13 protein-coding genes are annotated in these 12,298 nt (G+C 74.6%); 7 read left to right on the top strand and 6 right to left on the bottom strand.

The window, feature by feature from the left end; translation table 11 throughout:
- Positions 1-128 precede the first annotated feature (128 nt).
- Together ABZ449_RS07905 and ABZ449_RS07910 are read right to left on the bottom strand one after the other, a co-directional pair.
- A complete protein-coding gene (locus tag ABZ449_RS07905; protein ID WP_360341949.1) occupies positions 129-875 on the bottom strand; it encodes an MBL fold metallo-hydrolase in 747 nt (248 codons plus the stop codon).
- 106 nt (positions 876-981) lie between these two features.
- Positions 982-1,980: a helix-turn-helix domain-containing protein gene (locus ABZ449_RS07910; protein WP_360341952.1), complete on the bottom strand. Its 999-nt coding sequence runs from the start codon at positions 1,978-1,980 to the stop codon at positions 982-984.
- 539 nt (positions 1,981-2,519) lie between these two features.
- On the opposite strand from ABZ449_RS07910, the gene ABZ449_RS07915 reads away from it, so the two are divergent.
- Together ABZ449_RS07915 and ABZ449_RS07920 are read left to right on the top strand one after the other, a co-directional pair.
- Positions 2,520-2,645, top strand: a complete 126-nt coding sequence (locus ABZ449_RS07915) for a hypothetical protein (protein WP_360341955.1) — start codon at positions 2,520-2,522, stop codon at positions 2,643-2,645.
- 78 nt (positions 2,646-2,723) lie between these two features.
- Positions 2,724-3,107 (top strand): metalloregulator ArsR/SmtB family transcription factor, encoded by a 384-nt coding sequence (locus ABZ449_RS07920; protein WP_360341958.1) that lies wholly within the window; start codon positions 2,724-2,726, stop codon positions 3,105-3,107.
- 90 nt (positions 3,108-3,197) lie between these two features.
- Here the strand turns inward: ABZ449_RS07920 and ABZ449_RS07925 are convergent, their stop codons facing one another.
- From ABZ449_RS07925 to ABZ449_RS07940, 4 genes are read right to left on the bottom strand one after another with little or no spacing between them, the layout of a single operon-like run.
- Entirely contained in the window at positions 3,198-3,668 is a 471-nt protein-coding gene (locus ABZ449_RS07925) for an ATP-binding protein (RefSeq protein ID WP_360341961.1), read from the bottom strand.
- A gap of 22 nt (positions 3,669-3,690) precedes the next feature.
- Positions 3,691-5,346: a SulP family inorganic anion transporter gene (locus ABZ449_RS07930; protein WP_360342038.1), complete on the bottom strand. Its 1,656-nt coding sequence runs from the start codon at positions 5,344-5,346 to the stop codon at positions 3,691-3,693.
- 56 nt (positions 5,347-5,402) lie between these two features.
- Complete coding sequence (locus ABZ449_RS07935; RefSeq protein WP_360341964.1) at positions 5,403-5,747, bottom strand: metalloregulator ArsR/SmtB family transcription factor; 345 nt, start codon at positions 5,745-5,747, stop codon at positions 5,403-5,405.
- A 48-nt stretch (positions 5,748-5,795) separates the two neighbouring features.
- On the bottom strand, positions 5,796-5,963 hold the full coding sequence (locus tag ABZ449_RS07940) for a hypothetical protein (RefSeq protein WP_360341967.1): 168 nt from the start codon (positions 5,961-5,963) through the stop codon (positions 5,796-5,798).
- 648 nt (positions 5,964-6,611) lie between these two features.
- Between ABZ449_RS07940 and ABZ449_RS07945 the strand changes: the two genes are divergently transcribed.
- The 5 genes from ABZ449_RS07945 to ABZ449_RS07965 all read left to right on the top strand — a co-directional run bounded on the left by ABZ449_RS07945 (position 6,612) and on the right by ABZ449_RS07965 (position 12,296).
- Positions 6,612-7,094 carry an oxidoreductase gene (locus ABZ449_RS07945; protein WP_360341970.1) on the top strand — a complete coding sequence of 161 codons (483 nt, stop codon included), beginning with the start codon at positions 6,612-6,614 and terminating at the stop codon, positions 7,092-7,094.
- The gene (locus ABZ449_RS07950) at positions 7,091-9,145 is read left to right on the top strand and encodes a proton-conducting transporter membrane subunit (protein ID WP_360341973.1); all 2,055 of its coding nucleotides are present in this window, start codon (positions 7,091-7,093) and stop codon (positions 9,143-9,145) included. The genes ABZ449_RS07945 and ABZ449_RS07950 overlap by 4 nt, the downstream gene beginning before the upstream one ends.
- A gap of 73 nt (positions 9,146-9,218) precedes the next feature.
- Positions 9,219-10,172, top strand: coding sequence for an NADH-quinone oxidoreductase subunit H (locus ABZ449_RS07955; protein ID WP_360341976.1), 954 nt, complete (start codon positions 9,219-9,221; stop codon positions 10,170-10,172).
- Positions 10,173-10,176: 4 nt separating this feature from the next.
- Positions 10,177-10,836, top strand: a complete 660-nt coding sequence (locus tag ABZ449_RS07960; protein WP_360341979.1) for a hypothetical protein — start codon at positions 10,177-10,179, stop codon at positions 10,834-10,836.
- Positions 10,836-12,296: a proton-conducting transporter membrane subunit gene (locus ABZ449_RS07965; protein ID WP_360341982.1), complete on the top strand. Its 1,461-nt coding sequence runs from the start codon at positions 10,836-10,838 to the stop codon at positions 12,294-12,296. Before ABZ449_RS07960 ends, ABZ449_RS07965 begins: the two co-directional genes overlap by 1 nt.
- Positions 12,297-12,298 lie beyond the last annotated feature (2 nt).

Consider the following 12,298-nt stretch of genomic DNA (forward strand, 5'->3'; position numbering starts at 1 on the left):
AGCAGAGCGCGACACCGCGGGCATGGTCTGCATGCCAACTACCATCAGTGTCCGCTTCGTCGCACGTCGGCGCCACTCGGACGGCGGCGCCGGGAGCCCGCCCTGCGGCCGGGGCCGCGGAGGCCGCGTCACTCACCGCGGGCGGCGAGGCGGCCGGCGGCGTCGAGCCGTGCGAGGCGGGCGTGTTCCCGCTCGGCCCACTGCCGTACCCGGTCGGGATCCAGTGGGGTGCCGTGGCCGACGTGGAGGGTGGTCGGGTTGAGGGCGAGCATCTCGCGGAGGCTGGCGAGGTTCTGCCGGGGGTCGTCGTGGAAGGGCGGGTTGGCGGGCTTGCCGGGAACGAGGCCCATGAAGGAGCCCGCGATCAGGTCGCCCGCGATCAGGTCGCCGTCGTCGGTGAGGACGGAGACCGAGCCGGCGGTGTGGCCGGGGGTGGGCATGACGCGCGCCGCGAGGCCGAAGTCCTCCAGGCTCGTCTCGCCGCGGAGGAGCACGGTGGGCTCGAACGGCTCGGCCCGGGCATGGAGTTTGGGGTTGCGGTTCATGAGGCGGCCCATCGGGCCGGTGGGCAGGTAGGGTTCGCGGACCCGGCCCGAGCGGTACGGCCCGAGGTCGGCGACGTGGCCGGCGACGGGCGCGCCGGTGAGCCGGTGCAGTTCGGCGGCGGACCCGAAGTGGTCGATGTGGCCGTGGGTGATGACGATCAGTGAGACCTCGGCGGGGTCGACCCCGTGGGCGGTGACCCGGTCCAGGATCTTCCGGCCGCTGCCGGGGGTTCCGGCGTCGACGATGACCGGTCGGCGGCCGAGCAGCAGGTAGGCGTTGATGTTGTGCCGGCCCATGACCGGGATCGGGACGACCTTCGTGCGGCGCATGGTTCTCCTCCGAGGGGTGCTGGTCGATGCCGCGCGTGCGGGCATGGCGGGGCTCGGCCGGTGCGCGAGTGCGCCCGGCGGCCGGCAGGTGGTGTGGGTCGGGAGGTCAGAAGCGGCGGCGGTACTCGGCCGGGGTGGTGCCCAGCCGCCGCCGGAAGACGCGGTGCAGCGTCTCCACGGAGCCGAGGCCGCTGGCGGCGGCGACCTCCGGCAGGCTCCGGTCGGTGTCCTCCAGCAGTCGCCGGGCGGCCTCCAGCCTGGCCGCCTCCACATAGGCGGCCGGTGTCGTGGAGGTGCGCCGGTGGAACAGCCGGGTGAAGTGCCGCGTGCTCAGGTGGGTGCGGGCCGCGAGGGCCTCCAGGGAGAGGTCCTCGGTGAGGTGCTCGCCGATCCACCGGCGCAGCTCGTCGATCCGGTCGTCCGAGGAGTTCCGTTCCGAGCCACGGACGGAACTACGGACGGACAGTGGCACGCTGAACTGGCTCTGCCCGCCGGAGCGTTTGACGTACATCACCATCATCCGGGCGGTCGCGAGCGCGAGGTCCTGGCCGTGGTCCTCGGCGACCATGGCGAGCGCCATGTCCATCCCCGAGGTGACGCCGGCGCAGGTCCACATCCGCCCGTCCCGGATGAAGATCGGATCGGGATCGACCCGGACGTCCGGGTGCTCGGCGGCCAGTCGGCCGGCGGTGAGCCAGTGGGTCGTCGCGGGCCGGCCGTCCAGCAGCCCCGCGGCGGCCAGCAGGTGCGCCCCGGCGCAGATCGAGCCGGTCCGCCGGGCCCGGGGTGCCGCACGGCGCAGCCACGTGGTGACCTGGTGGTCGATCACCGGCTCCACCCCGCCGTCGACGAGTTCGATCGCCCCCGACACCAGCAGGGTGTCGATCGGGCCGGCCACGTCGTCGAAGGCCAGATCGGCCATCAGTCGCAGGCCGCTGGAGGTGGTCACCGGCCCGCCGTCGGGCGTCGCGATCCGCACGAGGTAGCCGGGCCGGTCGGCTGTGGCGACCCTGGAGGCGACGGAGAAGACCTCGGCCGGTCCGGTGGCGTCCAGCAGCTCGATGCCGGGGAAGGCGACGATCACGACGTGGTGCGGTTGGGGCATGGCCTGATCCTTCCGCCCGATCGGACGCGGCCGCAACGACCAGGATCTGTCACATCGGGCCATCGCGGGCAGCGGCCGGGCCGGCCCGCCGATCGGCGCCCCGTACCGGACTCCGACGCCCGGCCGGTCACCGCCTCGCCGTCTTCCTTCGCCGCCTCCGCCGGATTGTGCCGGGGTCGCGGCCGATCGTCGGCGGCCTCTTGGGCGCGAGCATGCGACAGGGCGGCCCGTGCCGGCGTCGGTTCCGGCAGGGCCGCCCTGGGCGGTGGCACGCTTCCGGCAGTGCCACCGTGATTCAAATCTTAGCAGTTGCTAAGATTGGCAACTGCGAGGGGGGTCGGGATGGGTGTCTCTTCGCGTCGGTGTGTTCGGGTGCCGCTCGCTCCGTCCGTGGTGCCGGGCCGGTTCGGAGGCTCGGCCGCACGGGGGCGGGATCCGCGCACACCGGGCGACTGTCCTGATCCCCAGCCGCCGGCGGGCAGCCGGTGGCTCCTCGCGGCGGCTCACCGTCGCCCCGCGTGTGCTGAAGAGGGGCGGCGGTGAGCATCCGACGGGCGCTGGAAGCGCTGCCGGGGTGCCACGGCCTCGGCGGGATCCGACTCCTCCCGGACCCGGGCCCGGGCCCGGGCCCGGACGTCGCGCTCGCCGCGATGGCGGCGGGATGATCATCCGCCGGTGGAGTTGCTAGAGTCGGCGGTGATGATGTTCTTCACGGCCCGCACTGGACAGGGACGGTGAGCCCGGTGGACACGCCCGCCCCGCGACAGCCGTCGGTCGTCAGCGTGCCGCTCTACCAGCACAAGGCCGAGTTCTTCAAGACGCTCGGTCACCCGGCCCGGATCCGGGTGCTGGAGCTGCTGAGCGAGCGTGAGCAGGCCGTCGCCGAGCTGCTGCCCGAGGTCGGGATCGAGGCGGCACACCTGTCCCAGCAGTTGGCGATCCTGCGTCGCACCGGGCTGGTCGCCTCCCGTCGGGAGGGCGCCACGGTGCTCTACCGCCTCACCACACCCGAGGTCGCCGACCTCCTCGCGGTCGCCCGGTCGATCCTCGGTACCCTGCTGACCGACCGCGCCGAACTCCTGGACGAGCTGCGCGGCGACACCGGGACGGTCCCGCCCGGGGCTTAGGGCCGCCTCCTGCCGCCGCGCCGGACCACGGGTCTTCGAACGGCCTCGGCGGACACCGGGCCGATGTCGCGGCGGGGGACCGGCGGGGTGTCAGGGGTCGAGGGGCAGGAGGACGTGGACGGTTTTGCCGCCGCTCGGGTCGGGATGGACACCGAGGTGCCCACCGAGGTTGCGAGCGAGGTCGGCGACGGCGGCCAGACCGCCCGTGTCGTCCGGTTCGGGGAGGTCGAGCAGGGCCGGGTCGCCGTCACGGATGGCGACTTCCAGGTGGGTGCCGGTGGCGGCGATGAGCAGTTCGAAGGACGGGGACCGCCGTCCGGCGTGCCGCACGGTGTTGCCGACCAGTTCGGTGACGGCGAAGACGGCGGCGTCGTGGGCCGTCGTCCTCGGCGGGATGCGCCAGTTGGTGAGGAGGGTCACCGTGATCCGGCGCACGATCCGGGCGGCGGCCCAGGTGCTGTCCAGACTCATCCGGTAGTGCCGGCGATCGTCGACGGGTTGGGGCGGCATGGCGGGGCCGGGGTCGTGGTGCCCGCGGCCCCGGCCCCGCCGGCGGATCACGGATGTTCCTCGGGGGAAGAGGTCAACTGGTCGCTCCTGCGGCGGCGGTCTCGCTGGTGGTGCGGCCCGCCGGGATCAGCGGGTCGTGCAGGTGGGTGCGGGCGTGGGCGATGGCCTCGGGGGTGGTGGCGAAGACGTGGCCGTCGGCGCGCAGGCGGTCGAGTATGCCGAGGGCGTCCAGCGGGCGGTGGTGTTCGTCGCGGATGCCGGAGACGAGGACGAGGGTGCCGCGCCGCCGGAGTTCGGTGATGGCGTCGCCGAGGACGGTGGCGCCGCTGGCGTCGATGGCGCTGACCCGTGACATCCGCAGGATCGCGACCCCGACCTGGGTGGACTCGGTGAGTTCGAGCAGGAAGCGGTGGGCGGCGGCGAACAGCAGCGGGCCGTCGATGCGGTAGGCGACGATGTGCTCGGCGAGCAGCGCCTGCTCCTCCTCGTGGTGGTCGGCCGGCGGGAGGTCGGCGTGCAGCGGGACCTGCTCGATCCTGGTCGCCTTGGCGACGGCGGCGAGTGCCAGGGCACCGGAGACGAGCATGCCGACGACCACGGCGGTGACCAGGTCGAAGGCCAGGGTGGCGGCGGCGGTCAGCGCCAGCACCGCGGCCTCCCCGCGCCCGGTGCGGGCCAGCGCCCGCAGCGAGCCGGTCTGGACCATGCGGACGGCGGTGGCGATCAGCACCCCGGCCAGTGCCGCCAGGGGGATGCCGGCCACCAGCGGGGCGGCGGCGAAGACGATGACCGCGAGGACGGCGGCGTGGACGAGGGCGGCGAGCCGGGAGGCGGCGCCCGAGCGCACGTTGACGGCGGTGCGGGCGATCGCGCCGGTCGCGGCGACGCCGCCGAACAGCGGGGCGGCCAGGTTGGCCAGGCCCTGGCCGAACAGTTCGCGGTCGCTGTCGTGGCGCTCGGAGACGCTCATGGCGTCGGCGGCCGTCGCGGACATCAGCGATTCCAGCGCGGCCAGCGCGGCGACGGCGAACGCGGAGGGCAGCAGCGCGGGGACGGCGGAGAGGTCGAGGAAGCCGAGCGAGGGGGCGGGCAGGCCGGTGGGCAGGTGACCGATGGTGGCGACCGGCAGGTCGGCGAGCTCCGTGACGGCGGTGGCGGCGGCGACGGCGATCAGCGAGAACGGCAGCGCGGGCCGCAGCCGCGCGCCGGCCAGCATCACGGCGGCCACCGCGAGCGCCGTCCCGGCGGCGGCCCAGTGCGGTGCGGCGGCGAACGCGCGGACGGCCTCGGCGGCGACCAGGGCCGGGTTGTCGCCCTCGGGCTTGGTGACGCCGAGCGCGCCGGGCACCTGCTGGAGGGCGATGACCCCGGCGATGCCGAGGGTGAAGCCCTCCACCACGGGTACGGGCACGTAGGCCATCCAGCGGCCGGCCCGGGCCAGGGCGAGGGCCACCAGGATGCCCCCGGCGAGCAGGCCGACGGTCAGCACGCCGTCGGTGCCGTAGCGGGCGACGATCGGGACGAGGACGACGGTCATGGCGCCGGTCGGTCCGGACACCTGGAGGTTGGAGCCGCCGAAGACGGCGGCCAGCGCCCCGGCCACGACGGCGGTGGCCAGTCCGGCCTCGGCGCCCGCCCCGGAGGAGATCCCGAACCCGAGGGCCAGCGGCAGCGCCACGATCGCCACCGTCAGGCCGGCGAACAGGTCCTTGCGCGGGGAGCGCCCCATGGTGGCGAGGATCGCCCGGGTGGGCAGCACCGCCCGTATCCGGTCGAGGACGGCGTTCACGCCTGGACCTCCTCGGCCCCGGCGCGCAGTTCGGCCAGCAGCTGCCCCTGGCCGCTGATGACCGTGCTCAGTATCCGGCGGGCGGCCATCAGCAGCTCGGCCACGTCCGGGGTGGAGAGCGCGTAGACGACGGTGGCGCCGTCGCGGGTGGCGGTCACCAGGTTGGACCGGCGCAGGATCGCGAGCTGCTGGGAGAGGTTGGAAGCCTCGATGTCGAGGGCGGAGAGGAGCTCCCGCACCGGCGTCGGGCCGTTCTGCAGCAGTTCCAGTACCCGGATGCGCACCGGGTGGCCCAGGGTGCGGAAGAACTCCGCCTTCGCCTGGTACAGCGGGACGGCCATGACTCAGCCTTCTTCCTTGCGTCGTGCTCGGGATGTTCGGCCCGCGACTCAGCCCGCGACGTCGATGCCGTTCAGGTCCGCGATCGCGAGCAGCGCCGACACGCGGCCCTCGTAGGCGGCGACGCCTTCGTGGTCGCTCGCGGCCTGCGCGTCGCTCAGCGCCTGGTGCGCCAGGTCCAGCTGCTCGCGCAGCTCCTGCTCGAAGGCCTCGGTCATCGCCACCCTCCCTCGCCCCGGCTGTCCGCCTCGGGACGGCCGCGGGCACGCTGCGCCTGTCGGACAGTGCACCATGATGTGCGGAGATGAAGAATTTCGCAACTCGATTGTTCGGCATGTGGTGGATTCGGATGATCGCGATCTCCTGTGCGAGCGGGCTCGCCGGGCCGGCGCCGTGAAGCGTTCGCCCGAACATCTGAACAGTTGCTAATATTCGCAACTGCGAGGTGCGGGAGGACGGGGCACGTATCCCACCGGGCGGCTCGTGGCGGGACGGCAGGCATGGGCCGGCGGCATGGAAGTTGTGCTCCATGGCGCGGGCTCGCGGGAACGCCGCGGACGGCCCGGTCGCCCCGTCCTCCCGTGGTGTCCGCGGCCGATGGGGCCGCCTGCCCGCCGCCGCTCTCGGACGTGGTCGCCCGAGGGTGGCGGTGGGCGCCTCCGGGTACGTGGGTGTTTCCGCCGCCTCGCCGACAGGTCTCCGACAGGTCTATAGTCTCTCGCCGTAGCGGACCGAGCACTCTGTGTTCCGGTCTCGGTCCGCTGTGCGCGCCCGCCGTTGCGGCAGGCCGTCAGGCCCTGTGGGCCGGACCGCCGGACCCCGGACAGCACATCCCCGAAACGTGCGTCGAGACGGAGAGGTCCGCGATGGATCTGCTGCGCAAGATCCGCGAGATCGGCCGGGTCGCCGAACCGGCCCCGCCCCACCCCGAAGGCGAAGTCCCGCCCTCCGCCCGCGAGTTGCACGGCTCGGCGCAGGTGCGCCACGTCGACGCCGGGTCCTGCAACGGCTGCGAGATCGAGATCGGCGGGGCGTTCGGCCCGGTGTACGACGCCGAGCGGTACGGGGCGCGACTGGTCGCCTCGCCGCGCCACGCCGACGTGTTGCTGGTGACCGGTCCGGTCACCCGGAACATGGCCGAGCCGCTGCGCCGCACCCACCGGGCCGTGCCCGAGCCGAAGGTCGTGGTCGCGGTCGGCGACTGCGCGATGAACTGCGGTCTGCTGGCCGGGGCGTACGGCGTCGCGGGGGCCGTGGCCGACATCGTGCCGGTGGACCTGGAGGTACCGGGCTGCCCGCCGGAGCCGGCCGCGATCGTCGCGGCGCTGCGACGGGTGACCGGGCGGTGAACGCGATCGCTCCCGCGCTGGCGGCGGCGAGCGGCCTGGCCGCCGCCGGATCGGCGGCCGGGCTGGTGTCCCCCGAGCGCCTCCGCCCGGCGCTGGTCGGGGTGTGCACGGCCGGGGTCGGTGCCGCCGGGCTGGCCGCCGGGGGCGCGGCCCTGGGCGGGCAGCGGTGGTCGGCGTCGTTACCGGACCTGCTGCCGCTGGCCGGGGTGCACCTCGCCCTCGACGCGCTGTCCGGGCTGTTCACCGCGGTGTCCGGAGGGGTGATCGTCGTCGCCGCCGTGTACGGGATCGGCTACTCCCGGCAGGGGCCGGCCGGGCGCGGTGTCCAGGCCGTGCTGCCGCTGTTCGCCTGGACGCTGGTCATGGTCCCCGCCGGCGCCGCCGTCTCGACCTTTCTGCTGCTGTGGGAACTGATGGCGGCGAGCTCGCTGCTGCTCGTGGTCGCCGAGCACCGGAAGCGGGCCGCCGTCCGGGAAGCCGGTGTCTGGTACGCGGTGATGACCCACCTCGGCCTCGTCTGCCTGCTGATCGCCCTGGTCCTGTTCGCCGCCAGGGCCGGCGGTGAGACCTTCCCCGCCCTCCGTGCCGCCTCCGACACCCTGTCACCGGCGGTGCGCGGTACGGTCTTCGTCCTCGCGCTGGCCGGATTCGGGTCCAAGGCCGACATGGTGCCGCTGCACGCCTGGCTGCCCCGGGCGTATCCGGAGGCCCCCAGCCACGTCTCGGCGCTGATGAGCGCGGCGATGGCGAACCTCGGCGCGTACGGCCTGATCCGCACCGCCTTCGACCTGCTGGGCGGCGGGCCGCGCTGGTGGGGACTGCTCGCCGTGGCGCTCGGCGCCGTCACGGCGGTGTACGGGATCGTGCAGGCGGCCGTGGCCACCGACCTCAAGTGCCTGCTCGCCTACTCCACCAGTGAGAACCTCGGCCTGGTCCTGATCGGCATCGGTGCCGCCCTGCTGTTCGACGCGGGCGGCAACTGCGCTCTCGCCGCCCTCGCCCTCGTGGCGGCCCTGCTGCACGTCGTCAACCACGCCGCCTTCAAGGCCCTGCTCTTCGGTGCGGCCGGATCCGTCGTGCGCGCCACCGGCACCCGCGACCTGGACGCCCTCGGCGGCCTGCGCCCCCGGATGCCGGTCACCACCGCGCTGTTCGCCGTCGGCGCGCTGGGCGCGATCGCCCTGCCCCCGGGCAACGGGTTCATCAGCGAGTGGTTGCTGCTCCAGTCCCTGATCCACGGACTCGCCGCGCCCGGCGTGGCCACCGCCGTGATGCTGCCCGTGGCCATCGCCGCCATCGCCCTGTCCGCCGGGCTGGCCGCCGCCGCGTTCGTCAAGGCCCTCGGCGTCGGCTTCTTCGCCCGCCCGCGTAGCGCCGCCGCCGCACGCGCCCACGAGAGCCCGCCCACGATGCTCGCCGGCGCGGGCCTGAGCGCGGCCGCCTGCGTCGCCCTCGCCCTGGTGCCCGGCGTGCTCGCGGACGGGCTGGGCCGAGCCGCCGCCGCGGCCGGGCTGCGCGGTGCCGGACCGACGGGCGGTGCCGGAGCGGCGGGCGGTGGACCGATCGGAGGAGGTGAACTGCGGCTGCGGCTCACCGAGTTGTCGGGCCGATTGGCCCCGCTCTGGATCGCCGCCGCCCTGGTCGCGGCCGTGGCCGCCGTCCTGCTGCTCGTCCGTGCCCTCGCCCGAGGCCCGCGCCGTACCGGTGCCCCGCTGTGGGCCTGCGGGGCCGGAGCGCCCACCGCGCGGATGGAGTACACCGCGACCTCGTTCGCCGAACCGCTCCAGCGCGTCTTCGACGACGTCCTCGCCCCCGAGCAGGACGTCGACGTCACCCCGGTCCGCGAATCCGCCTACCTGGTCGAGCGGGTGCGCTACCAGCACCGCGTCCCGGACCGGATCGAGCACCGCCTCTACCAGCCCCTCCTGCGCCTGCTGGCACGGGCCGGCCGCGCCGGGCGGCGGCTCGCGGACGGCAGCGTCCACCGCTACCTCGGCTACGGCTTCACCACCCTGGTCGCCGTGCTGCTCGCCCTGGTGGTGACCAGGTGAGCGCGCGGCGCGAGCCCATCGGCGCGAGGCACAGGTCGGGGGACGCCCCCGCCGGGGGAGACGGGGTGGGGACATGAACCCGGTCGGCACCGTGGCCGTCGTCGCCCAGGTCGTCCTCGCCTGCGCCGGGGCACCCTGGCTGGCCGGGCTGATGCGCCAGGTCCGCGCCCGACTCGAAGGACGGGTGGGCGCCGGGCCCGGCCAGCCCTGGCGGGACCTGCGCAAACTGCTCCACAAGCAGCCCGTCACCGCCACCGGCACCGGGCCGGCCTTCCGCGCCGCCCCCCTGGTCGTGGTGGCCACCGCCGTGGTCGCCGCGGCACTGGTGCCGCTCGTCTCCACCCGCACGCCGGTCAGCGGCGACGCCGACCTGATCGTGGTGGTCGCGCTGCTCGCCCTCGGCACCGTCTCCCTCGCGCTGGCCGGTCTGGACACCGGAACCGCCTTCGGCGGCATGGGCGCCAGCCGCGAGATGACGGTGGCGGCGCTGGTCGAACCGACCCTGCTGATGTCGGTGTTCGCACTGTCCATCCCGGCCGACTCCACCAACCTCGCCGCCATCGTCACCGGCGCCGTCCACGACCCGGCCCGGCTCGCCACCCCCACCGGGCTGCTGGCCGCCGTCGCCCTGGTGGCCGTCACCCTCGCCGAGACCGGCCGGCTGCCCGTGGACAACCCCTCCACCCACCTGGAACTGACGATGATCCACGAGGCGATGGTGCTGGAGTACTCCGGCCCCGACCTCGCACTGATCGAACTCGGTGCCCAGCTGCGACTCACCGTCCTGCTCGGCCTGCTGGCCTCGCTGTTCACCCCCTGGGGCATCGCCACCGGGACGGGCGCGGCCGCCCTCGTCCTCGCGCTGGTCGTGGTGACCGTCAAGGTGGCCCTGCTGGGCGCGCTGCTGGCGGCCGCCGAGGTGTTCCTCGCCAAGATCCGGCTCTTCCGGGTCCCCGAACTCCTCGCCGGCTCCTTCCTGCTGGCACTGCTCGCCGTCGCCGCCTCCTACTTCCTCACCGGAGAGTGACGCGTTGAGCGAAAGCCTGTACACCCAACTCCTGGACCTCGCCTGCGGGGTGTTCCTGCTCGCCGCCGTCCTGGTGCTGTGGCGGCGCCAACTCGCGGCTTTCATCCGGGTGTTCGCGGCCCAAGGGATCGCACTGGCCGCCATCGCCGCACTCCTCGCCCTGCACGAACACCGGTGGGACCTGCTCGGCGTCGCCGTGCTGATCGCCGCCCTGCGCGCCGGCCTCCTGCCGCGGCTGATGCGCGGCGCCCTCACCGCCGGCGGCGAGACGCACGAGAGCGAGCCCCTGGTCAACGTCACCGCCTCACTCCTGACCGCCGCGGCCCTCACCCTGCTCGCCTACGCCGTCACCCGACCGCTCACCGAACTGGCGCCCACCCCCGCCACCCGCGCCCTGCCGATCGGCCTGGCCGTCGTCCTGATCGGCTTCTTCACCCTCGCCACCCGCCGCCGCGCGCTCTCCCAGGTGGTCGGCTTCCTGCTCGTGGACAACGGCATCACCGCGGTCGCCTTCCTCGCCACCTCCGGCGTCCCGCTGATCGTCGAACTCGGCGTCTCCTTCGACGTCCTGTTCGCGGTGCTGGTCCTCCAGGTGCTCACCGCCCGGATGCGCGCGGCCTTCGGCGGCACCGACCTCGACGACCTGCGGGAGCTGCACGACTGATGCCCGACGCCCTCCTCCTCGCCGGCCCCGTCGCCGCTCCACTGGCCGTCGCGGCGCTCTACCCGGCCGTCGGCTGGCGGCCCGCGACCGCCTGGGCCGGACTGTTCCCACCCGCCGCCGTCCTCGCCTGCGCGGGAGCGCTGGCCACCGAAGTCCTCCGGCACGGCTCCGTCACCGCCTACGACGGCCTGCTGCGCGCCGACGCCCTGACCGTGTGGATCCTGCTCGGCATCGGCGCGGTCGGCGCCCTGGCGTGCGCCGCCGGCCCCGCCTACCTCGCGGCCGAACGCACCGACCCCGTCGACGCCCGCCGCTACGGTCTGCTCGTCCACCTCTTCCTCGCCGCGATGGCCCTGGCCACCCTCACCGCGAACCTCGGCGTGCTCTGGGTCGCCATCGAGGCCACCACCATCGTCACCGCCTTCCTGGTCGGCCACCGCCGTACCCGCGCCGGCGTCGAGGCCGCCTGGAAGTACGTGGTGATCTGCTCGGTCGGCATCGCCCTCGCCTTCCTCGGCACCGTGTTGGTCTACTTCGCGGCCCGGCACGCCGGCATCCCCGAGTCCCGCGCCCTCGACTGGCCCACCCTGATCGCCCACGCCGACCGGCTCGACCAGCCGACCCTGCGGCTCGGTACCGCCCTCGCCGTCCTCGGGTTCGGCGCCAAGGCCGGGCTCGTCCCCCTGCACGCCTGGCTGCCCGACGCCCACAGCCAGGCCCCCGCGCCGGTCTCGGCGCTGATGTCCGGCGTGCTGCTCGCCGTCGCCTTCACCGCCGTCCTGCGCCACAAGGTGCTCGCCGACTCCACCCTCGGCACCGGCTTCGCCCGCGCCCTGCTGCTCGCCGTCGCCCTGGCCACCCTCGCCCTGGCCGCGGCCCTGCTCCTCGCCCAGCGTGACTACAAGCGCATGCTCGCCTACTCCAGCATGGAGCACATGAGCCTGATCGCCCTCGCCGCGGGCGTCGGCACCCACCTGGCCACGGCCGCACTGCTGCTGCACATGGCCGGCCACGGGCTGGCCAAGGGCGCGGCGTTCTGCTCCTCCGGACACGTCGCGCACCTGGTGCACACCACCCGCATCGGACGCGTCCGGGGCCTCCTCGGCCGCGCCCCCGCACTCGGCGCCGTGCTCGGCCTCGCCCTGCTCGCGCTGCTCGCCCTGCCGCCCTTCAGCCTCTTCGCCTCCGAACTCGGCATCGCCCGCGCCGGCTTCGACGCGGGACTCGGCTGGAGCGTCGTGCTCGCCCTGGTCCTGGTCCTGGTCGCCTTCGCCGCCATCGCGGTGCGCGGTGCCCGGATGCTGCTCGGACCACCACCCGGGCCCGCCGCCCCGGTCGTCTCCGGGGCGAGCGCGTGGCTGCCGCCCGCCGCCGCACTCGCGGCCTGCGCCGCGCTCGGCGTCACCGTCGCCCCCCTGCGCGACCTGCTCGACGCCGCCGCCACGATCGGAGGGCACTGACC

Source organism: Kitasatospora sp. NPDC005856 (genome assembly GCF_040629945.1).
Classification (GTDB): Bacteria; Actinomycetota; Actinomycetes; order Streptomycetales; family Streptomycetaceae; genus Kitasatospora.